Raw genomic sequence first — 23,396 nt, 5'->3', positions numbered from 1 at the left:
TGTATCGGTGATTTCCGAGAAGGTGGAGATTCGGCTCAGACACGAAGCTCACTACGATTGAATTGCATTCGTTCCATTGTGTGATTCTGACGCTGGTGCATTGACGAAGTACTTCAGGAAGGTCTCTGGGGAAAATTAGTTGTTTATCTAACGTCCTGTGTCGGATTCACAACCGGAATATTAACTCTGTCAAAGTCCTCAGACTCGCCCACTTTCCGCTGCAACAAGTCTGCGATATCCGCATTCGCTGTCGCGAAAAGGATCTGCCGTTTACCCGTCCTCGCTAACTCAATAAGCAAGTTAAAAAACGACACAGTGTTGATGTCGTCGAGATGCGCAAACGGTTCGTCTAGCATCATCAGTGCTGGCGCCCGTTCATGTGCGATGTTGTTAGTAACGAATATCGCCAACGCTAGTGCCGCCCGTTGACCGGAACTCATGGCAGATATAGTTGTAGAACCTTCCTCACCACGACGCTTGACGACGACGCGATCGCCTTTGTATTGTACCTGCTCGAACTCGTAGGGACGCTGAAAAACTTTGAATAGCGTCGAAATAACGGTCATGTGGTCTGCGACAAGGTTTTTGAGTTTTTCCTCACCACCGGCTCCCTCGAACGCGGTTTCGAGTCGGTCGATACCATCTTTGCAGTTCTCTACTGTCTCATGGGACTTCGAAAGCTGGGCGTCAATATCGCTAAGTTGGTCATCGTAGTGGCTGGGCCCCTCCAATGTGGAGGGGTTCTGTTTGACTTCGTCCAGCGCGCGTCCGAGAACGCGATAATCGCTTTCGACATCGAGTTGCAGATGTCGGACATTTCCCTGCCAGTACTTCTCCAAGATATCCTGACTAGCACTGATGTCATTGGATAGACGCTGATAGTGTTCTTCTAATTGTTTCACATCGGTCTCTGAGCCAGCTACAGCCGGGACACCAGCCGTCAAATCGGATATCAATGCCTCCAAGTCGTCGATTCGCGATTCGATGACTTGTTCAGCTGATAGCGTAATAGAAGAGCTATGTCTGATATCTCGGAGTGCAGTAACAAAGGCGTTCATGGTAGCATTGGTCACTTTAGAGACCATGATCGCATCTTCAGACCCATCCCTGAAGTTTTCCCATAGATGTCGGAATGCGTCTATCCCGCACAAGTCATCGAAGCGCACGGAAACGTCGTAATCAACCTCCTCCCATAATGGTTTATTTATGATGCTCTGGGCCCGCTCCAATACTGCAATCCGGTCGAGGAGGGTGTCTGGCACACTTTCTGAGGGATCGCCGTGGAGCTGCTTAGGTTTCTCTTGGTTCAATATAGTGTCACGGTCTTGTTCCGTGTAGCATGCAGGACAATAGTGCGCATCATCAGTAATCGATAGATACTCTTCGGTCTTGTTTCGGATTTGAGACTGGAGTTCACGACGTTGTTTGTCCAATTCATCGAGCTTCTCAATGTTCGCTTTTTGATTTCGAAGCGCCTCTAACCGCTGGGTCACGTAATTGTCGATGTGGTCCCGCCACCCATCAATTGAACCGGCCTTCATGGGGGCTACATCTGATTCAAGTGCCTCGTCCAGCCCCGTTTGCAAGGCTGCCAGATCGTCAGTGTCGAGCCCGTGTGATCGCAAAATGAGGGCAACGAGACCAACAGAGGCAGGAACCCCTTGCATCGATTGTCCCAGATTATCTCTGAGATCGGTCATATGAGCATGCTCAGCCTGTAGTTCTTTGATGTCTGCAATGTCAGCAGTAATCCTTTCTATATCCTCTTTGGCTTCAAATAGCTCATGTCGAAGCTTACCCGGTGTTACTGATGGCTCTGCGTCGTGGTTCAACTCCTGCAGTGCATCGAGACCGTCTTGTAAGTCTGCAAATCGTTGTTCCCATCTCGCCCACTGCTGCAGATCATCAGGGCCGGGAGATCGTACCTGATTTGAGTTGGGCATGTTGGGTTCGGTCGAGAGCGCGGTCTTAGTTGCGGGCGAGAGTCCATCTGCAGCGATCCTCAAATGAGAAAATACCTGGGAGACACGCTCCTGTGTTTCCTTGATCTCTAGTTTCTCGCTCTCGAGATTCGCGATTTGGTCCTGGGTTTCCCTAATTTGCTCTCTGAGACGTGGGAGTAGTTCTTCCTTGTCATTGCGCGCATCTTCTAGCTCTTCACCAAACAGAAGACGCCGAATTGTTTGTTCGATATCAATGTTAGGGTCATTTTCAATGAACCGCGTGGCAGCGCCTGTCTCATGGTAGTTCACACGATAAAATTCAATGTGTTTGTTTGCTGGTCCATGTGGCCGAAACCCGAACCAATTGGCCACGCGGTTGTTAACAGCTGTCGAATCCGTAGACAGTGGCTCTGCGTCTCCTTGGAGCGTTACATTCAGGCCCTCGTAGTCATCGGCTCTGTTCTCATCATGGCGGATCTGGCCGACTAAGCCGAGGGCTGTGCCATCCAGTATACTCGTTTTGCCAGTTCCGTTCCGCCCATAGAGGAGCGTAAACGGTTCCATATCTATCTGCTTTAAGTTAGCCGTTGGTCGGAACTCACCCAAGTTGGTCGAATCAACGAACCTGTTTATTCGATCACCCGATGTGGCGGGCAACGAAACCGACTCAGTCTCTTGCTTTTGCCGAGTCGCTCCACTTTTGAGTCGCTCGAACTTCTCGTCTCGACTCGAGTCATCAAATAGGAATTCGAGATTCTGGTCAATGATACTCTCGATTAATTCACTGCGGTCGAAGTGGTTGACGATGTTCTCAAGTTTGGCTCGACTTGTCTGTAAAGGTGCGACGAAGTCCGCCAGATTGCCGACGGGTACACAGCGCCGGATTGCGAACCGAGTGTCGTTTTCTAACTCGTCTCGGATATACGGGGAAGGGGGCGCATTTTCCTCCTCATACGCCCAGATAAGTCGAATATTCCACTGGTTTGGTGTCTCATCATCGTAGAATCGAGCCTCCAATTCGTCTATATCCGCTTCGAGCAGTTCTTCTGCGTCGTACCCCACCCCGAGAAGTCTGACTAACAGTAATTCCCCACCGAATGCCTTCCGATCGCGTTCTATCTCGTATAGAGTTCCAGTCCCCTCGACTGGTTTGATGTCCCCGTTAAATCCTTTCGGCAGGTACTCTTTGAGTGTCATCGATCGACCCTCACTAACCCACCTGGGCTACTGACTCGTTCAGGGTCATGATCAACTCGGGAGGCGTCCTCATGGCCTTCAAGCGTCTTTAGTACCAGTCCTGAGTTTCGATCCATCGTGACAATGAGAGGCTTAAACCGTGTGTCAGTCCGCCGTTTGATCCAGTTGTTGAGCCGAGTTGCTCCTTTTTGTTCGCTATTGTTCCCCCATCCGCCCAGTACAGTCAGACACACCCTGATATCCTTGTCCTCGTATTCGGCGTTCATTGGGACATCCTCCAGGCTGAACTCGCCGTCCATGCAGATGTTTAGTTCGGCTGCTTTCTCGAGCATCCGAACCAACCTCTCTACCTCTTCTTTCGGTGACGGATCAGTGCGCCGGGGATGCGACGAAAGCACATGCCCGAGCCGTTCAGTCCCGTCCGCATCTGTGAGCGTCATAAGTGATTTCCAGTTGAAGTGGATATTGGGTACTAAATTTTCATCGGGAAGTTGGTCGAAATCGATTTTCCCCAACGCAATCGTCGCTATCAGTTCCCGTGCGAGGGGAGAATCGGGCAATTGTGAGCACCATGTATCAGACGCTGTGTCGTTACACTCAGGTACACCTGGACTACCTTCGAGGTACTTACTTGCCCCGGAATCCCAAGTCCAAGTCTGGTACACACGTGGTAAGGAGAAGGAAGAGGCCCCAGCCCCGGTCGTCCCTGGATTTTGCTGCTTGAACTGTACGCCGCTGACAATGTCATTTGGCATTAGCCATACGTAGTCACATCGATAGCCCGGTTTCGTTCCGACCAAGCCACCGTTCTCGTACGTCGTGTCGTATCGATCCAGCGGAGACCGACGCTTGGCTTTCGTATAAACCCCGGAGTAACCGAACTTTTGTCCTCCAGAATCGAACGTATCATTAGCCCAGTTCGCACAAACATAGGTGACTCTATTGTCCGACCCATCGAATATCTGATTTCGAAAATCAATCCATGTCTCGTTGAACGGTCCGGGGTTGCATTGGACGTGGACCACGATAGTATCGTTCTGGCGAGCGAAGCTTTGGACGTCTCCACGCAGATCTCCGTCCATGATGTCTGAGCAGGTCCAGCCAATGACGGTGGACGCATGCCTGGGGTCAATTTTCCAGATGCAGTCTCCCATAGCCAAGTTCGCCTGCTCGTTCGCAAGCACTCCATCGCTCATGGGTTGGTTCTTGTATTGTACGAGCACCGCATTGTTATCGCTGCCCTCTCGTGCCGCTGCCTTGATCGGGATAATAGTCGGCGTCAGGAATTCATCAGTGCTGCAGTCCACATCGGTTGCCTCATAGACATCGTAGTTGTACTCGACTTCTAATGTCGCAATGACTTCTTGTCTGGTGGCGTCTCGAATGGGCGCACACCCCAATACGAATAGTGGACTGTCTGCTGCAAAGAGGTAGTCCACATGGTTTGTAATCCACTCGATATTGTAGGTCCACTCGGGAGCCGCCCCAAGATGACATCCGTTTTCGGTGGCTCGTTGGAGGAACTGACCGGCCTTCTCCTGGAATGCAGGCTCGGGCGTCGGGAGGGTGGTGATATCGTCAACCGTGCCACTTGGTTGCCAGATTACGATATCTTTAGGGTTTGATCCTGGGTCAAATATGGAGTATGTGTCTGGGATGAGTCCGCCCAACACTCGGTCAGCTGACCGGAGTCGCTGTCGATTGGACATTTCTTGAGTCCTACAAACGTGTCTCTCATTTTAATCTGTTCGATTCGGTATTCTTCACGTTGAAGAATTGGGTCGAGAGAGGTTGTGGACTGGGATGTGCTTTGGCTAGTTCAGAGAACTCATTCTAATAGCCATACCGCAACAGAGAGCAATCCCTCAGCACCTCATACAATCGATATTACGCGTCTAAATGAGGTCTGTTCTCACTCATGTCCTCCTCAATTGTCGCTGGTAAGGTAGTCGATTATAACGTTGTAATAGAGGGGGATCGCGAACACGACCCCTCCTATTTCGCAGAAATAGACGCAGAAAAAGACGCACTCCACCGTAGCTAACACACTACTACCACCATGTGTCACCGGCAAAGCGGTGTGAATCTCGTGTGGTGGCGTCGCCGAAATGGGGGTTCGCAGAACCCCCGTGATTACAACGCTATAATTAGCGCCCTCCATTCGCTATGTCCGCGTTGGCTTCGTGAGCTCGCATCCACCCGGCGAGGTCGGGATGGGCGAACGTGATCTCGATATGGTGGCCACCGATACCCATCGCGTCGTCCACACACAGCGTTCGAGATTCCTTGTAGGTCACACCAGGAACGCGCTCGGCCATCTCTTCCATCACCCGATAACCATCGTTTTTGTACGCACAGCCGTAGTGAGTTGCAACTTCGCGATAGCCTAACCGTGCGACCATCACATCGTTCGTCTTGGCGACGTTCTTCGCGTGCTCGAGGACATCAAGATACTTGTCCTCGACTTGTTGACTCTCGGCTCGCTTCTCACGGAAGTTCACGAGCTCGGTGTTCTGTTCCGAGCGCTGAACCGTCTCGAAGAGCTGACGGCCTGCATTCGATGCTTCCGCAGCGAGGTTCGGCGAGTCGTCATCAACACCCTCTTCAGTTTCGTAATCGCGCACGAGGTTGATTATACGCGAGACTGACGCTCGCACCCGACTATTCTTCTCTTCAGCGTCGGTGAGGTCGTCGATATCCGATTCCATGGTCTCGGTTGTGTCTTCGAGACCACTGAGTTTCTGTCGGTCTTGAGCACGCTCTTTTGTCGCCTCCTCGCGATAATCTTCGAGGTCGTCAACTCGCTGCTCAAGTTCGTTGATTCGCTCGTCTTTCTCAGCGACTTCTGCTTCGAGATCGTCGACGCGATCACTGAACGACTGAACGTGCTTGGCGAGGTCGCTGATCGAGACATTCTCGAGAGTGGACGCTCCGGACGTGGTGGTCTCACTCATTGGCACGCACCTCCACTGTGGCTGCAGTGTCCTCTGCTGGCGTCGAGAGACGCGGGAGGTGGGCGATGGTGGTGAGCGTGCCGATACAACGAGCAGTCGTGTCAGTAAGTGTGTGGATGTACTCGAGAACAGTCATGGCAGAATTGGGCTGACTGGTGCAGTGGAAGGTGGCTTGCTGAACGTCATCCTGTGCCGTCGTGGTGATCGGTGGTACCGTCAGAACAAGGTGTGGTTCATTCCGTGTTGGTGGGTTCGTTTCTCTCACCGTGAGGATCGTCCGTGGCAACTCGGTCGTGGTGATGCGAACGCGATCACCGGACGAGAGATGCTGAACGAGTGAGTCGGCATTGCGTGGGTTCAACGGTCGTGGTGCGTTGCTCACGCCTGCTCACCTCCTGTCGGATCGACGATGTCCTCGACCATTGCGTATGTGCGCAACCACGCGTACTTTCCTGACGGAGTACGGCCGTACCGATCGAGGTCGGCTTCGGTATGTTCGATGGCGTCGTAGTAGCGGTACTGCAACCGATACAGATCGTTCGATGGCGTGGCAACGTACAGGACGTGCTCACCGGGCTCGGGGCCACGACAGGAAAGCGTGGGCTCCGAATGCTCGCACTGATAGACGACACCCGTGAGCGTGCGTTGCTGCGTGTGGATCTGAATCGGGTCTGTACACGCTAAAGCGAGGACCGTCTGCTGGTCGGTCATTGCTCGGCCTCCCGTTTCTGGCGAAGACGCTGACAGAGCTGGCAGGGTGTGTACTGGTCGTCTTGTGCCGCTTCACGAGTGCAATAGGCGAGTGGGTTGTCGGTCTGTAGCGTACAGAGCGAGTGGTTGTCCCCGTCGAGTTCGTGATAGGCAAACGCGCCGCCTGCAGGCTGGTCGACGATAGCGACCGTCTCATCCCCAGGATACGGGTCGGCAGCGATACGCTGGTCGCGTTCGGCGTCGGTGAGAGTGGTTTCGGAATTGGTCTCACAGTAATGGGAGTCAGTGATTCGAATCGCGTAGGTACCACAGTGGGGACAGCGTTCGAACGTTTCTTCGATATCGTCGGGGGTGATCTCTCCGAACGGACGGCTCATCGCCCATCATCGCCGATGGCTGTCGCTCTCTGAGAAGGGCGTTCTGTGAGGGACATCTACGCGCGCACCTCGGTTGTGGTGGTGTGGGTGGTGGCGTCGATGTCGTAGCACCGTTCGAGGCTACGCTGGTAGTGTGTGCGGGTTTCTGTGTGGGTTTTGCCCGGTGGTGTCGAAGGGAGATTCGGGTTGCCCGTTTTGGTGGTTGCGACCGAGCGGTAGGTCTCGGTGTCCTCGGGGATGCGGAAGCCCTCCTCGTCGTAGTCGATTGGGTAACGTCGTTCGAAAAATTGCTGGCAGTCTGGCGTGGCGTAGATGCAGTACAAGTAGGGGTCTTGGTCAGTGGTCTTGGTTCGGGTTTCGAAGCCCACGCGGAGTTCGACGAGGTACGCACGGGTAATCGGCTCGTCGGTGTCGGGCGTGGGTTGGTCGGGGTCCTGGGCAGTGGGTTCGAGGCGTTTGACTGGGTGGAAGGTTTTCTCGCCGAGGTGGGCCTCGACGGAGAGGACACGGCCGTTGGGTTTCTCGTCGAACGACGCCATTAGTCCTGTCCTCCGATGCGGGGTAGTTGGTAGTCGATGCGTTTTTCTACGGAAGGGGGTATTGCTAGTCATGCTTCTGTAGTCCAGAAGCGCGGTCGGTGTCCTACCACCGGCCTTTCTACAAGACGTTCCGCGCTTCTACAACTATGCCTTTGTTTCACAGGGAAATAAAACTATGTATTGCATAGTGCTATGCGATATCCAAAGTAAACTATTTTGCATATCAAACCATATTTTGTACTGTACTGCACTATGAATCGCATAGAAATGGTCAACGAGGATTTCGACCCTTCTGAAGATTGTGACCGAGTTCTTAATGTATTCAAGGAGGGCCAAGAGAGCGACAAGCCGTGGGGGCGTGCGAACCCTCGCTTCATTATTGATCAAACAGGGATTGAAAAACCGAATGTCGAGTATCATCTTCGTCGATTAAGGGATGCGGGTTGGATTACTCGCTGTGCTCGCGGTCTCTATGAGTATGTAGAGGACCCAAGAGTAAAAATAGATGAGTAGAGGCTCCTAAAGAAAACATCACAAGTGAGGGCTGTAGAGCAAGAGAAAGGGATCCCCAAAATTGCACATACATTGTAAGTATCGTGTACAATTCGAAGCGATTGCGAGTTACTCGGCGCTGCTCCGATGGAGCTAGATTTCCAAGAAACGTGCGCAATAATATGCGCCTACGGACGACCGGCGAAAAGACGAAGAGCAAAGCGCTCGACCGTGCTGATGAGTTCTATTATCAGATGCGAGGGCACGGCGGCGGTTCCGAATGGTGCGTTCGTCGTGTTGATGGAGAAAGCCAAAGAGCAAGGAAGTATGACGCCCAAGGAGATCGCGAAACTGCTTATGTCTTCACCACTGGTATTCGACACTTTTTCTCTACTGTTATTGTTCTCTTCTCGACGACGATCACGAAATCTGGGTCATCGTGGAGAGGTTTACAACCTGATCACTGAGAACGTAGGGATTCGTCGTGGACTATAGATTCGTATGTTTGTACGTGGTAAACAGAAATTGTATAAATCATCTCAAAGTTCAATGAAGGAAGACGTTTTGTTCGAAATGCTTAGAGTTCACGACGGTGGCATCGTCAAGTGTCATGCCACAACTCGAGGTCCTATTCAGCAGTCTTTTGGAGAGTGCTCTAATTAGAGTCAATCAGTTGAATTATATACCATTAATTTCTACAGTAAATTAATAGATGGCTGGGAAATGTGATATTTGCTTAATTCCGAACCCGGAGCATACTGTAGGAGGTGTCAGAGTCTGTCAAGAATGTGTTGAGGACAACACACGAGGACGGCTCGTCTTCGAGACGTTCAATTTGTACGAAGAGCTTGCTGAACAAAATATCCGATATCTTTTGACACAACTTTCAGTTCACAGCAATATCGGACAACGGATTACACAACTTCCGATCCCAACGGATCATGCTGGCCTCCCCCCTAAGGCGTACAATTATTTGAGTGATATTCTTTTGGAGGTTGGCCAAGAATCCGACCAGCTGGATTACAAGGCAATCCTCGACGCCGTTGATGAAACGTATTGGAACTTCGTTCAAGTTGCTGCCAATGGGGTGTCCCGAGGAATAGATGCGCTCACAAAGCGCGAACAAGCTGAGTATCTTCACGATCGTGAACTCCTCGCTGGAGGGTTCGCGACCGGTGGACTACGGCGACTGGTTACCTTGGCATGTTATCGTCCATATGAAGCACAGTTCAGGGAGAAATACGGCACCACGATCGATCATATCATTGGATTGATTGATGCGCTCGCAGATCCGATAAGCGATCGATACGATCGGATCATCCCTCCACAGCAACTCCTACAGATCTATTTAAAAAATCAGTTATACCCTCTCGACGGTGGTTTCGAGAGAGGTGTCAAGAATGCGGTCGCCAACTGCACTCCGGACGAACTCGACTCACTGTGGTTCTCTGAGGAGGAGCTTTGGCGGATGGCGGAATCCAGCTATGACTCGCGGACGGCATTCAGCAACGCCCTTGACGCTGTGACAATTGATATTAATGCGGCATCCGGAAAAGCATCCAGTGACGAACCTAAGTATGGTTTTACACGCCCGTATCGACTTCCGCGGGACGTCGGCACAACCGAAAGATACGTGTTTATCCGTAATCCCGGCGACCCGGATGAGTACTTTCTCCCATTGATAAAGCGGGCATATGAAGCTGTTCTCATGCGGTTCTGGACAGAAATTGATCGAAGTGATTCGGATGACCGGGAACACAAATGGGGTAACTATGTTGAAGATCTTGCCGTCGAGGCCTTACACCGACTCTTAGAGGAGGCGGAGATATACGACGAACTGTATTACACCGATGAGAATGGAAACAAATCGGAAGTCGATATTGTCGTGCTCGTTGACGACGAGCTCTTCCACTTCGCATGCAAGTCACGAGACCTCAAACCGGCTACTCGAGCAGGAATTGATGCGGTTGGTGAAATTGAACGCGATGTGACATCGGAATCTGGGATTGCGGGTGGAATCAAACAGTCGCGACGACTTGCACGAAGCATCCTCTCTGGTGAGACAACGAAGCTCAGTGGCAATGGGCAGGACATTGATGTGAGCCACATCAATTCCGAGGATGATTTCCATAGCATCATTGTCTTTGGTGCACACTACGATCAAGTTGCAATCGATCAGTACGACGTATTTCTCGATAATGTTGATCCAGTTTACGTGACTGACATCTACTCATTAGACATGCTTTCTCGTATTGAAGACACGTACCCGCAATCAATGTGGGGTCTCTTAAATTACGTTGCGACAGTCCCGTCGATTCCCGAGTCATCGCTGGGGGACTTAACTCAGAGCATCCAGCAGATTCGAGGCGTCACACAAGACGAATACCTCTCGTACTGCAGATTCAGAAACTGGTGTTATGAATTGGAGCAGTTTTCAATTACAAATAATGACGAGGCGGACGTGTTCTATGCATATCGTTACGGCCTGTTAGGATATGCACAAACTACGCTATTTCACCAGTTGAGCCTGCCACACGATAACCACTTTACCTCATTCGCATCGATTGCAAGAACGCTGACCGAGTCAAATAAACAAGCCCAGATTTTGTTGGAGACGCTCAAAGTGGATCCCTATGAATGGGATCACGGACTCTATCTCACGTCGTCAAAGGACTCGAATCGCCTAGAGTTCAAGCTGGATAATACAACTGGGGACGCCGGGACTTTACTGAGACTTAGTACTGTTGGTGCCTATTTAAACAACGGTAAGTTCCACCCACTAGTCTCGACCACTTAAATACGGATTATGTCAATTGTATACCTGCTACTCGTACTATTGGTTCTTCTGTAGCCATCGTCACCACGTCTGAGCTCACTCCCAACGCCGTGGAGTCAACCTTATTGTCTACTATTTGCCTCTGCCATTTGTTATACTACCGCAAATACAATATACTGGAAATACAAATGAAGAAATAGGAAAGAATGTCATCTCAATTTGACATCGGAGATCAAGTAGCATTCTATGGCGGTGAAGGAAATGTAATTGCCGTTGAAGGCCAAAACCTCCAAGTTCTCACCACTGACGGATCTATTCGCAACATTTCATCAGACCTTCCAATGGTGCGGAAACTGGAGGAAGCGGAAGAAGGTGACTATGTTGAGTTCCTTGGCGGTCGAGCCTATGTGGTGTCCGTACAGGAACGCAAGAACCGTCCAGACTTGCTCTACCTCCGTACTGAGGATGACAATCTAAAAAAGGTTCCCGCCGATCTGGCAGGCATTGAACCCGGACGTTCTATTCCTAATCGTCTTGCTGCGGGGGAATTCGATGACCCGGTCCGATTTAGTCTTCGTGAACGAGCTGTCCGTTTAAGCTTAGCGTATCGATCGAACCGTTTCCTCTCTCTATCTGGGAATCGGATTCGAATTGAACCGTATCAGGTCGATGCTGCACACCGAATACTAACTGCATACGAACCTCGGTTCATGATTGCCGATGAGGTCGGTCTCGGAAAAACTATCGAGGCGGGCATCGTCATTGAGGAGTTGATTGCTCGCGATCGAGCAGACCGAGTTTTGATAATCACCCCCGCATCGCTTCGAGATCAATGGCAGCGGGAGATGAAAACCAAGTTCGGACGAGAGTATGTGACATACGACCGTGGATACGTCGACACGCTGCACAAGGCCCATCCAGGAACAAATGTCTGGACGCATGAAGACAAGATTGTCGTCTCCATAGATTTCGCGAAGCAGAAGGACATGCTCAACGATCTGCGCAAACTGGAAGAGCATTGGGATATTGTCGTCTTCGACGAAGCACATCACCTGACGGCCCGTGAGACAAGCGACGGTATCGATCGAGTCGCACGTTACCGTGTTGCAGAGGCTGTAGCCGGAGACACTGATGCACTTCTCTTTCTAACGGGAACGCCTCACAAAGGCAAACCTGATCAGTTCTTTCACCTTCTCCGTTTACTCGACCCTTACCGGTTCCGAGGCCCGGCAGATATCACTCCCGAGGAGCTCGAGAATCTGATGATTCGGCGAACAAAGACAGATGAAAGTATGATTGCATCAGACGGAACACCAATGTTTCCGAGCCGTGAGATCACAACACTACCTGTCACACTAACTGTCGCCGAACGACAGTTGTACGACGATCTGACGGAATACATTTCGGCAGTATATACGGCCAACGCCGAATCCGATAGGCATGCAGCTGGATTCACGATGGTGATTTACCAGAAGCGCCTCGTCTCGTCGATCAGAGCTATCGCCCAGTCACTGCAAAATCGACTAGACGATCTTGACGAAAAAACAGCGGTAGAGAAGGATATCTCTTCACGGTTGCAGACTGTAGACGATACCGTAGAAACAGAAGCCGATGTGTTAGAGCAGTTAATCGCCGCGGCAAACAATATCGGTGTCGATTCCAAAGGCCAGCGACTCCGTGAATTCATTGACCGGGTTCTCACAGAGGATTCTAGCGAGAAGATTCTACTATTCACCGAGTACACGGACACTCTGGAATACCTTCGCGACGAGGTTCTGTCTGGGTACTCGACTGTAGAAATTAGCGGTCAAATGGATCAGGAAGCGAGACGTGAGGCAATCAAAACATTTCGAGAGGATGCTAATATTCTACTGGCAACGGATGCAGCCCGAGAAGGACTGAATCTTCAATTCGCGCACATTATGGTGAATTACGACCTCCCTTGGAATCCCATCCGAATTGACCAGCGGATGGGCAGGCTCCACCGATACGGACAGGAACAGACGGTTCAGATTTATAATCTATTTGTTAAGGATACTAGGGAGAGCGATATCCTCCAGTTGCTGGTGGATAAAATCGATCAGATTGAATCGGATATAGGAATGCGGTCTGACGTACTTGGAACAATCCTTGATGATTACGATGTTGAGGCTGCGATCATGGATGCGGTGACTGGAGAGCGAAGCTCCAATGCGGTAAAACAAGAGATCGAGGCTGCCGTTGAGGAACGAAAAGAGGCTGTCGAGAAAATCGAGCGGGAATTTCTGATCCGTGATAAGTTCGATGCCGAGGACCATGAAGCAATAGAGAACATAATCGACCTTAGTGAAGAAAAACCAATCAGTGAGGATGATATCGAGCAGCTCGTCCGGGAATTCTGCATAGAATTTGGTGGTCGTGTCGTGAGCAGCCGTCCCGCCAGCGATTCATCATCTCCACTTCTACAACTGGACGTACCCGACATCATTTCGATGAATACGGAAGTAGAGGAACGATACCAGAACGTCACGTTCTCGCGGACAGTTGCTTTGGGTGAGCCAAATGCAGAACTGATCTCGCTCAACCATCCGCTCGTTCAGTCGATTACTGAATACTGCCTAGACGGCGACTGGATCGATGGAAAGGTCGCTGCACTGGTTGCACAGAATCCATCAATAGCACCAGGCATTCTCGCTACCTTCCGACTCGGCTATGTGAGTGGTGATGGTGAGGTTCCCACCGAGGACTATACGCACGTTTACATTGATGTCCAAGGGAAGGTGCACGTAGACCCTCCCTCAATAGTCGGTGTACTGCCTGCACAGCCGGCAAATACTGGCTTGAAAACGGACGAAATAGCAAGGAGCGCCAGTGAGTTTCTGGACCAAGCGCGCCAAGAAGCCACAATCGCTGTCGAGGGACTCATTGACGGAGTCCGGGACGAACGAGCCCAAGAAGTCGAAGTCAAGGAACAGCATGCAAAGCGGTACTTCCAGCATCAGATTCGGAAATATGAGGATCGGCTCCGTAAATATGAAAAGGACGCTGTTGACACCGAGAAGGACATGCAGGTGGCAATTGATAGCACGCGAGCTGAAATACGAAAGCTCGAGGAGGAATGGAGCCAAGAGCAGGAACGCCTCGATCGTGAACGGCAGATCATTCCTGACGAACCCGAGCTGGTAAATGCCGCTTTCGTAACCGGGTCAGTTCCTGCGCTCGAAGCCCAAGATATCTCTTCGCTGAGCGACATCCCCGACGCGATTGAAGACGGATCGTCACATCTAACCTTCGTCTCATCTCATGCCGCGATTGGCGATGTAGGCGATCTCAAATCCGCTGCACGGCTCTTTCGACCATCTGGATGGGCCACTTCCCTCGATGGTTTCGAGTCCATAGCAGTGGGTGAGTATGAAGTCTGGTGCGCCTCATCGCAAGCATCACTGCCCGATGGGGATTCCCTCACTGAATTCAAGAAGCGCTTGAGTGAACACCTACAAAGCTTCGACAGCGATGTATCAGTGGGTCTATGCAGTACCGACCAAGCTGTCGACGCAGTACTTCGTGATGGAGAACTCCTCTGCAATGTTCAATTATTTCAGGTCGTTCCAGATGCGTACTGGCAAGTCATATTGGCTCGAGAATTGGTCTATGCGGATCAGTCAATACCAGCTGAGCGCCGATACGAACGTATCCAGCGGCTCCTTACGTAGATTTCACGCCACAGCTAGTACTCTAGAACTTCTTCTTTAATGGCGTGTCCCACTGCGTGCCCTAGCCGTGGTGGTACGGCGTTCCCGACAAGCCGGTATGCATTCGTCCTACTCTCCGGAAGCCAGTAGGAATCTCTGAATGACTGTAACCGTGCAGCTTCCCGGACAGTGAGCGATCGGGCTTCAGTGGGATGAATAAACATGTGGCCATCCTTCTGAATATGCGCGAGAATAGTCGAGGCAGGTCTTGTAGGGTCCTGTTTCTTGTACTTATCCGGGAAGACATCGTCCCGGTAGGGCTGAAGCTCTTGACTCACATCTCCGATAGTCCATCCAACACCATGCCCGAGCAGTTTGTAAATCGAGAGGTCGAGATGATTGTGCCACCGGCAACTGTGGTTTCGTAGTACTTGGTCGTCCCACTCTTCGTCCTCGGGAATGTCACGTAACCACTCTTGGTACGGTGAAACTGGGGGGAGTGTGTATTCAGTCGCTTTTTTAGGTGGCATCTCACCTCCAGGCGAAACCGGAGGTAAGTCCATGATTGCGTCGGCAACAGTCAAGTATGGCTGTCTACTGGTGTCGTTAGCATCGAATTGGGAGATTGCTGGCTCTGTACCAAACGTGGTCTGGGATGATTCTTTGAATGCACTGGGACCTTTCCGAATCTGCATTTCTCGCTCTTGCTCGGTTTTAGGTTCACGATGGGTTTTCCACTGATCGAGTTTAGGGAGATCTCCCTCGTCACGAATTCCAATGAAGAAGACACGCTTTCGATGCTGTGGTACTCCGTAGTCGGCTGAATCGACGACCTCCCAGTCCGCGTGATAGCCGAGTGCCTCCATCTCCTCCAGAATAATCTCGGGAACAGGTGTCTCCCGACCAACTGGGTTTCTATGGGATGCTGAATCGGTCAGGAGCGACTGCTGAATTGTACCTGTCTCAATGAGAGCGGTATCACTGAGCAATCCTGGGACGTTCTCCATGACGAAGGCAGTCGGCTCGAAATAATCAACATACCGGAGGAAGTCCTGATAGAGGACGTTTCGGTCGTCTTCCTTGGCCGATCTGTCTTCTAGCGAACCGAGTTTTGCTCGACCGATGGTAGAAAATGAGGGACAAGGTGGGCCACCTGCTACAAGGTCAAGTGCACCCGGCTCGATGTCCGGTCCGTCCGTCGCAGGTTCGGATTCTCGGATATCGGCTTCGATTACGTGATCACCGTGATTCCGTCGGTAGGTTTCTACGGCAGCAGCATCGTTGTCTATCGCCCAGCGTACATCGAATCCCGCGCTTCGAAGACCCTGCGTGAGTCCTCCAGCACCACAGAACAGGTCAATAGCCGATGGCCGCATTTCCATTGTTTGGGACATGAATAGGGATGAGTAAAGCAGTTTGGACCTGTGTTCAGTGCTCAAAAGCGTCGATGACGGCGGCCATATTGACGAGTTCCGGTTCGTCGGGAATCACCTGCCCCTCTTCTTCGAGTCGGGCCAGTGCATCGTCACGCTCGTCACGCAAGCTCTCAAGTTCGCTCTTAGCTTTCGCAATAACGACTCCCATGTCCTCATCCGGCTTTGCACCACGCTCCTCGTACTGCTGGATACGTTCCTCGAGGTCCTTGATCCGGTACTCGAAGTAGTTCTGTGTGTGTTCGCGTCGAATTCGCACTTCCCGCTCTCTTTCCTCGCGTGCTTCGTCAGCCAGATCTTCGATGACTTCCCAGGCAACCCCTTCGGCGCGTTCGAAGAGTTCATCGGCGCTGGCCGTAATCGCATCGATGGCAGGATAGTCGTCGACTACGGACGGTGGCAGTCCACCGGTGAGGTTGACCTTGCCGGTCATTGTATGTCCGTCGCGGGTCACGTACACTTGGACGAGACGTTCGGTGACGGTGTCTCCAGTTCCCGAAAGGTATCCAACTCGGAAGTGACAGAGCAAGCCCGGTGTATCCAGATCGCGACCTCCGGTCAGAACCGCTGTCTGTCCCCCGATTGCATCGGTGTCGAGACAGTACTGCATCATTAACTGGACGACCGGATGGTCGAGAGCAATGAACTCCAAGTCCTCATCAGCGACTGCATTCTCCCGATCGAACGTTGCACCATCGTAACGCTCCTTCACCTCGCCTCCCGAGATCAGGTCAGGGACCACGAGGTCAAACACGTCACCACCATCATCGGCAGGACCTGACCGGACATTCACGATGCTGCCACCGAACTCGTTGCAGACAGTCCTGACGAGGTACTCTACGTCCGCCTCGCTGATCGTGTCCTCAGCACTCTCCTCTATGACGTCGAGTATCTCCCTGTCCTGTTCGCTCAGGTCGAATCGATCGCGGATGAGCAGCTCTTCGTCAACCCGTCTGACTGCCTCTTCCTGATCTTCGACAATCGCGTCTATGTCTGTTGCAATCTCCGTTGACCCATCTGGGTGGGCGATCGCCGTCATGATCTGGTCTTCGAGGTTGACGTCCTCCAGAATGAGTCCCAGCACGTCGGAACTCATTCCGAGGGTTTCTTCGATCTCATCGAGCTTGTTCATCAGTAGTTCGAGGATGTCGCTCTCCCGCGTGTCGTCGACGAACAAGTTTCGGATCTCCACCGTCCGGTCTTGGCCGTACCGGTGGAGTCGACCAATCCGCTGGTCAATCCTCGTTGGGTTCCACGGGAGATCGTAGTTGGCCATGATGTGCGCGAACTGGAGGTTCAGCCCCTCGCGGGCAGCATCCGTTGCTAGCATAATGTTCGCATCCTCCTCGAACTTCTTCATCTGTCGTTGACGTTCCTGCTGCGAGAGATCGCCGTAGACCTGCGCAACGTCGTGGTCACTGAACACCCGGTCACGGAGGTACTCCAAAGTGTCTGTGTACTCGGTGAACACGAGTACCTTCTCGTCCGGTTCTTCGGCTAGGACACCGTCAACAAAATCACGCAACTGCTCAGCTTTCTTGTCGACATCGATGGCTTTGGCTTGGTTGTACAGATCTCGAACAATCGATAGTTCCTCTTGGATCTTCTTCGGGTCACTCGACGCCGCAACTCCTCCAAGTTCCTCCTCTACCTTCTCGCGCTGGGCGTCGGTCAGCATCTCCGGGTCCTCGCGATACTGGGGTAGCAGGCTCTTGGTGATCTGAGAGAGATCGTTCGGGTCTGCACCTCCGGCTTGGATGGACTTCATCCGGTTTTTGAGTGACTTCCGGATCGCGTGAATTGATGAGACGAGGCGCTTCTGGTAGAGCACCATCGCGAATCCCGCGGTGTCGTTGTCCTCGCGATGGGCGAGGTTGTAGTGTTCAGTGATGTACTCGGTGACGTTCTCGTAGAGTTCACGCTCCGCGGGTGAGAACGTGACTGGCAACGTCTTGATGTTCTTCTCCGGGAACATCTTCGAACCGTCGGCTTCGTACATCTGGTCCTTCAGCCTGCGGATCATCAGGTCCCGAAGACCCTCCTTGTTGACGTCATGCTCGTCGCGGAATCGATACGGGTCGAGTAGAGAGATCATGAAATAGAACTGATCACGTTTCCCCTTATGGGGAGTCCCGGTCAGGAAGATAAGCCCATCCGATGTCTCTGACACCGCTTTACCAACCCGGTAGCGCTGCGTCCTGTCAACACCGCGTTTTCCCTCACGGCGTGCTGTGAGGTGATGAGCCTCGTCGATTATTGCAATGTCCCACTCTTCCTCCAGATTGTCGAGCGCTGCGAGCATATCCTCCTGCTTAGCGAAGTCAATGGACGTGATGATATGATCATCGTGCGTCCAGACGTTCATTGTGGGATGGGCGTTCCGCTTCGCATCGACGTAGTCCCGGTCGTACACGACGTAATTGCTGTCGAACTTCTCGCGGAGTTCCTCCTGCCACTGAGTCGTGAGCGGTGCGGGTGCGACAATCAGAACTCTATCGGCTTGACCTCGGGCAGCGAGCTCTTCGATGACGATTGCTGCCTCAATGGTTTTGCCAAGCCCGACTTCATCACCGACCAAGTAGCGGTGGTCGTACGACGTGAGGATGTCGTAGGCGGCTTTCACCTGGTGGGGCGCGATGTCGATTCGACTGCTTTCTAGGGCAACGAACCGGTCCTGCCGGTGGGCGAGGTCGAGTTCCGCGGCCTGAGCACGGAGATTGAATCGCTCGGGTGTATCGAACTCGCGCTTTGCGAGCAACGAATCGCTTCCTTCAACCTTCTCGACGACGGCACTCGGACGCTTTTCTTGGCCGGAATCGGTCAGAAGAGTCAGCAGACATTGACCGGTTGGCCGATGATTGGCCTTCGCGACCTCTCCCTGACCGCCCGCAAAGCTAACGCGGTCACCCACATTGAAGCCGCATTCACATTCAGACATCTGTCGATAGTTCCCAATTGATATGTTTTTGATTTTTGTCTGTCGCTATGTCGTTCAGGGGGTGATATGGAACAACCTCTATCTCTTGATGAGATTGCATCAATTGGTGGAGGGAATCAGGGTGCTTCATTGCTAACTTCTTCAATTTTCTCGATTTCCTCCTCCGTAAGTTCGAAGAGTTCATAAACAATTTCATTGATGTCTTGATCCGTTCTCTCTATCTTTGCATCAATTTCTTCGGCGTGTGTTCTTGTCTCAAGATAGTTCCTTAGTCCCCCACGAACATCATCAACGGCGGGAAGGGTGAGTTTTCGAATTCGATCAACAAGTGAATTCGTCTTGGTGGCAGTCTCGCGGAAGTTAGCGAAGCCACCTGCTTTATCGAGAGCAACGGGTAAGAACACCTCAATCAGGTCTGCCTCGTCTTTGGTCAAATCAGAGATCTTTAGCGCTGGAAGAGGATCAGTCTCTGTATAGCCCCATTGGTCTGTTTCGAATTCGTCATTTTCTTTGGGTTTATAACGTGCTGTAAGTCGAACTTCGATAGACGTCGGTGATTCACGGATGACCTTGCCTGCACCAATCCGTAGATTTTCGCGATCCTCAGCAGTCAGTTCTAGTATCGAGTCAGACATTCCTTTGGGTGGTTGATTGAAACCGATCCCAGCGAGTGTTTGACCGTTGGAGTAGGAGCCAAAATAGTCGAGTAAGTTAAGGTTCAGATTCTTCCTGCTCCTTTTATATTTCTCCATCTTCTTTGCTAGTTTTGTAAGGGTTTCTTCGACATTGCCATTTATTCCCGTGTCCTCTGGTCCATCTATAGTGATATTACTCCGCTTCGCAGGTATGGGTAACTGTTTAACATTTACTGCTTTGACTTCTGCAAAAGTTCTTCCCTGTTCAGGGACGATTTGTTGATAATACCAGTTCAAGGCATTTGAATTCAAACATGAAGCGATGTAATAAGGATTTATCTCATCAGGTATTACTAAATGAGTTGTTTTTAAGCTGTAGATTCCTTCAGAATCAACCGCAGCGATTAGATGGTCTCCTGTTTGTCTCATTAGGATCTTTGGTGCTGCTTCGAACATATCCCTATCTGTGTTACTATAGAGTTCTTCTTCGTCAAAATAGATGTAAAGAGAATTCCATTTAATGTTGTATCTGGTGATATCACGTCCTCTAACTACTTTTTCATGTTCTGGTTCAGTCGCAGAATCTGATAAATACTTTTCATTATCACCGGAAACAATTCCCGCATACATTGTAGATTCTTCCCCTATTGTAGAATTCACAGATTGTATTTTCGACAAGACACCTAGCTTTGAAGGCTCAAGTAATATTTTCTGATATGGAATATCTTGATACTTATCTTGGTATACGCTATCAACCACCTCAAAATCCCTATCCTCATCAAGACGAACTATTGATACTTTTGAGGATTCATTTGGTTTGGTATTCCTTATTATTGGAATTGTTACTCCACCGGTTTCCACTTCATCGAACACCCTTATGCCTGCGTCAACTACAGTTGCGATCTCAAATTCGGCGAGTATCTTATTTCTTATATTTTTAAAGTAGTAATTAGTTAACAGGGTATTTGGCACAACCATGCCAAAGATTCCTCCTTTGGTCATCAAATGGGTCGATTCGTCAATAAATATGGTGAAAAGATTTTGGTTGTACTCGGATGCTTCAGGGTATTTATCTCTGAGATACTTTTGAAGATCCTCATCAGCGGCTTCTTGTCTTCTACCATGTGCTAACGCTCTGTAAGGTGGGTTTCCAATAACTGCATCAAATCCTGCATTTTCCTGTATTTTACCCTCATTGTCGAAGAATACTTCTGGGTACTGAAGTTCCCAATGGAAAAAGGACATCTCTTCATGCATTTCCTGCGCTGTTTGGAACCAGTCTTTCTCTCGTATAGCAATCCATTTGTTTTCGTCGTCGATTGCTTGAGCCATTTGTTCATAAGCCTTCTCTGGAACATCCAAATTGAATTGTTCAGCGGTATGCACGTTTGTTAACTCAAACAAACGCCTATAAAATGGGTCCTCGCGGATTTTCGCGTATATCTCTTCCATCGATTTAACATCTTCGAGTGTCTCATTATCGATCTCAAGCAACTCTTTCATCCGGTTCATTACATGCTCTAATGTATTCTGACGGACACGGTCTAATGCCTGTTGAAGGGTTAATTGTCCAGAGTTTGTCTCAGTATCATTTGAGAGTACCTCGGTTACGTCTGAACCTACTAGTGAATTCCCTGTCTTAAGGTGGTGATCAAGGAACGCTAGCGGTTGTTCAGCGGCAAGCGTGCGTAGCCACAGCGAAACTTTTGAAAGTTCTGTAGCAAGTGGGTTCAAATCAACTCCAAAGATGCAGCGCTGTGCCACCTTGCGGCGGGCCCAATTGATGTCTCGGAGTTCTCCTTCTTCAGTCCGAGGTTCGCTAATTGCTTCTTCATCACCCCTCTTGACTGCCTGCTGGTCCTGCCGCTCTTGTGCATCGATGATCTCTCGTGCGAGGTAGTCCACCGCGTTAACGGGGAAATGCCCGCTGCCCATCGCTGGATCAAGTACCTTCAGATCAAACACGCGCTCAGCGAACTCCCCGGCAAAGCCACCCTCATGATACGACTCCGTTCCGACCAAGTCCTCTCGTATATCGTCGACGAGTGGCCCGAGCGTCCCGTCGACGATGTATTCGACGACATACTCTGGCGTGTAGTATGAGCCGGTGGCCTTTCGCTCACCATCATCCGTACGAAGGTACACGTCGCCTTCCTCAACAGCAACTTCGTCATCATCGACGGCAGGTGAGTACTCACCGTCCTCAACCGTCAATGGCTCGTCAGCAACGTCCAGCTGGTACTCAAGCAGCCCCTCGTATATCGACCCAAGGTGACGCTCGTCAAGCGATGAGTAATCGACGAAGACTTGACCGTCACCCTCGTCTGCGTCACGGCGAGTCAGGAGATCGATTACCTCTGCGAGGTGGGCGTCGTCAGCCTCGTGTGTTGCGAGGAATCGGGTCTCTTTATTGTCGTCTGGGTCAGGGTTTGTTCGAAAGAGACCACCGTTGTAGGCGGGAATGTAAAGCTGATCCTTCGGAATATTCTTCCCTTGGCTCCCTTGGTCGATGAGAACGAAAAGTTCCCCTAGCGTATCCCAGAGGTTCGTCTGCCAAGTTTGGTAGTGTTGTTGGGTCTCGTCGCGCTTGTCAGCGACTTCCCGTTTCAGTTCGTTTAGACCGTAGCTCTCGCTGTAGATTTCGTTGTCTGTAGGTAAGAGATCCCGTCCTTCGCTCTCGGCATACAGGACGAATATGAGGCGGTACAAATAGATGAGTGAACTGTCGTGGATTAACGGCAAGTCGTCCTCGTCGAGATCGTCGTTCGAATCGAGGAATCCTTGCGCAAGGACGCGAATTGCATCGTAGATGTTGTCTTGGAGGTCCTCACCAATCGCTTCCGCGAAGACACTCGACTCGTCGTAGACCTCGTCGAGGAAACAATTCCCAGACTGGTCGGCGAGGAATGCCTTCTGCCGGAAAAAGAGATAGAAGTCCTTGAAATCCTCGAACTTACCATCTTCCTCAACATCTCGGAGGAGTTCCGGCAGATCGATTTCGTAGTAGGAGTCCAGTCGGTGGCTAGTCGGGCCGTAATAGAGTCGCCATTGCTTCCCGTTGGTTAGGACAGCCCACTGAACTGGCGTTTCTTGGAGATAGGCGTGAATCTGGTAGCTCGGGTTCTCGAAGTCGCGCTTCTCTTCGCCACGTGTGTCGAGCTTCCGCCCCCAGCGCTTGGCGTCCGCGACGGCAATTGCCTCCTCGTAGAAGTCGTCTCGATCGAACGCAGCGTCCGCAGCATCCTCACTAGAGAAAAATCCGTAGTCTGGCCGACGTGCATTTCGCTTAACTGTCTCTTCGATCTCGAAAGGGATATTGAGAATATCGAAAATAGGGCGGATGAAGTTCCGTTCTAACTGTGCTTCATTATAGTCATCAACTCGCTCTTGTTTCTTTTCCCAGAGTTTGCGAATCTCTTCATATGTATCACGGACCTCGTCCTGGTCGACGTCCTGCCAGGGTTCGGTCTGCCGTAGGTGTTCCGTGAGATAGTGGTTTGAGAAGAGATCTCGGTTCGTGCGGTATGGATGAGATTGCTGAGCCATGCGTGGTTGTCAAGATGCCGCTAAGAAAGCGCCATCTGGTGATACTCGCATAGGGACACTACTGACATATAATATTTGATGAAGCTCTTCTGGCAATTATTGTTGCCGAGTTTTCCCGCGTGCTTGCGTGCACATGCGCAGCGAGCACGCGCCGCGCTCTCGCGCACGTCGTTAAAATCTCAGA

Annotated in this window: 12 protein-coding genes; 2 read left to right on the top strand and 10 right to left on the bottom strand. The window is 51.2% G+C overall.

Annotated features, from left to right (window positions below; all coding sequences use genetic code 11):
• Positions 1–143: 143 nt before the first annotated feature.
• The 7 genes from NKF26_RS23315 to NKF26_RS23285 all read right to left on the bottom strand — a co-directional run bounded on the left by NKF26_RS23315 (position 144) and on the right by NKF26_RS23285 (position 7,721).
• A complete protein-coding gene (locus tag NKF26_RS23315; protein WP_253234968.1) occupies positions 144–3,140 on the bottom strand; it encodes an AAA family ATPase in 2,997 nt (998 codons plus the stop codon).
• Positions 3,137–4,810 (bottom strand): hypothetical protein, encoded by a 1,674-nt coding sequence (locus NKF26_RS23310; protein ID WP_253234967.1) that lies wholly within the window; start codon positions 4,808–4,810, stop codon positions 3,137–3,139. Before NKF26_RS23310 ends, NKF26_RS23315 begins: the two co-directional genes overlap by 4 nt.
• A 477-nt stretch (positions 4,811–5,287) precedes the next feature.
• Complete coding sequence (locus tag NKF26_RS23305) at positions 5,288–6,094, bottom strand: hypothetical protein (protein WP_253234966.1); 807 nt, start codon at positions 6,092–6,094, stop codon at positions 5,288–5,290.
• The gene (locus tag NKF26_RS23300) at positions 6,087–6,230 is read right to left on the bottom strand and encodes a hypothetical protein (protein WP_253234965.1); all 144 of its coding nucleotides are present in this window, start codon (positions 6,228–6,230) and stop codon (positions 6,087–6,089) included. The genes NKF26_RS23305 and NKF26_RS23300 overlap by 8 nt, the downstream gene beginning before the upstream one ends.
• Positions 6,231–6,472: 242 nt before the next feature.
• Positions 6,473–6,805 (bottom strand): hypothetical protein, encoded by a 333-nt coding sequence (locus tag NKF26_RS23295; RefSeq protein ID WP_253234964.1) that lies wholly within the window; start codon positions 6,803–6,805, stop codon positions 6,473–6,475.
• Positions 6,802–7,182 (bottom strand): hypothetical protein, encoded by a 381-nt coding sequence (locus tag NKF26_RS23290; protein WP_253234963.1) that lies wholly within the window; start codon positions 7,180–7,182, stop codon positions 6,802–6,804. The genes NKF26_RS23295 and NKF26_RS23290 overlap by 4 nt, the downstream gene beginning before the upstream one ends.
• A 56-nt stretch (positions 7,183–7,238) precedes the next feature.
• Positions 7,239–7,721: a hypothetical protein gene (locus tag NKF26_RS23285; RefSeq protein WP_253234962.1), complete on the bottom strand. Its 483-nt coding sequence runs from the start codon at positions 7,719–7,721 to the stop codon at positions 7,239–7,241.
• Between the two features lie 1,327 nt (positions 7,722–9,048).
• Here NKF26_RS23285 and NKF26_RS23280 point away from each other — a divergent pair.
• Together NKF26_RS23280 and NKF26_RS23275 are read left to right on the top strand one after the other, a co-directional pair.
• Positions 9,049–11,010 (top strand): hypothetical protein, encoded by a 1,962-nt coding sequence (locus NKF26_RS23280; protein ID WP_253234961.1) that lies wholly within the window; start codon positions 9,049–9,051, stop codon positions 11,008–11,010.
• A 185-nt stretch (positions 11,011–11,195) separates the two neighbouring features.
• Complete coding sequence (locus NKF26_RS23275) at positions 11,196–14,681, top strand: helicase-related protein (protein ID WP_253234960.1); 3,486 nt, start codon at positions 11,196–11,198, stop codon at positions 14,679–14,681.
• Between the two features lie 14 nt (positions 14,682–14,695).
• On the opposite strand, the gene NKF26_RS23270 is transcribed toward NKF26_RS23275, so the two are convergent.
• The 3 genes from NKF26_RS23270 to NKF26_RS23260 form a co-directional block, all read right to left on the bottom strand.
• Positions 14,696–16,042, bottom strand: a complete 1,347-nt coding sequence (locus NKF26_RS23270; protein ID WP_253234959.1) for a DNA cytosine methyltransferase — start codon at positions 16,040–16,042, stop codon at positions 14,696–14,698.
• A 46-nt stretch (positions 16,043–16,088) separates the two neighbouring features.
• Entirely contained in the window at positions 16,089–19,031 is a 2,943-nt protein-coding gene (locus NKF26_RS23265; RefSeq protein WP_253234958.1) for a helicase-related protein, read from the bottom strand.
• A gap of 116 nt (positions 19,032–19,147) precedes the next feature.
• Positions 19,148–23,212 (bottom strand): TaqI-like C-terminal specificity domain-containing protein, encoded by a 4,065-nt coding sequence (locus NKF26_RS23260; protein ID WP_253234957.1) that lies wholly within the window; start codon positions 23,210–23,212, stop codon positions 19,148–19,150.
• Positions 23,213–23,396 lie beyond the last annotated feature (184 nt).

This window comes from Haladaptatus sp. AB618, from assembly GCF_024136965.1.
GTDB lineage: Archaea > Halobacteriota > Halobacteria > Halobacteriales > Haladaptataceae > Haladaptatus.
The sequence above is the reverse complement of the archived record's forward strand: the minus strand, read 5'-3'. Positions and strand labels throughout refer to the sequence as shown.

Bases quoted from the DNA above. Each gene is read 5' to 3' on its own strand.
- NKF26_RS23295 (WP_253234964.1), bottom strand. From the start codon at position 6,805: ATGACCGACCAGCAGACGGTCCTCGCTTTAGCGTGTACAGACCCGATT.
- NKF26_RS23275 (WP_253234960.1), top strand. From the start codon at position 11,196: ATGTCATCTCAATTTGACATCGGAGATCAAGTAGCATTCTATGGCGGT.
- NKF26_RS23265 (WP_253234958.1), bottom strand. From the start codon at position 19,031: ATGTCTGAATGTGAATGCGGCTTCAATGTGGGTGACCGCGTTAGCTTT.
- NKF26_RS23285 (WP_253234962.1), bottom strand. From the start codon at position 7,721: ATGGCGTCGTTCGACGAGAAACCCAACGGCCGTGTCCTCTCCGTCGAG.
- NKF26_RS23270 (WP_253234959.1), bottom strand. From the start codon at position 16,042: ATGGAAATGCGGCCATCGGCTATTGACCTGTTCTGTGGTGCTGGAGGA.
- NKF26_RS23315 (WP_253234968.1), bottom strand. From the start codon at position 3,140: ATGACACTCAAAGAGTACCTGCCGAAAGGATTTAACGGGGACATCAAA.
- NKF26_RS23290 (WP_253234963.1), bottom strand. From the start codon at position 7,182: ATGAGCCGTCCGTTCGGAGAGATCACCCCCGACGATATCGAAGAAACG.
- NKF26_RS23300 (WP_253234965.1), bottom strand. From the start codon at position 6,230: ATGACTGTTCTCGAGTACATCCACACACTTACTGACACGACTGCTCGT.
- NKF26_RS23305 (WP_253234966.1), bottom strand. From the start codon at position 6,094: ATGAGTGAGACCACCACGTCCGGAGCGTCCACTCTCGAGAATGTCTCG.
- NKF26_RS23260 (WP_253234957.1), bottom strand. From the start codon at position 23,212: ATGGCTCAGCAATCTCATCCATACCGCACGAACCGAGATCTCTTCTCA.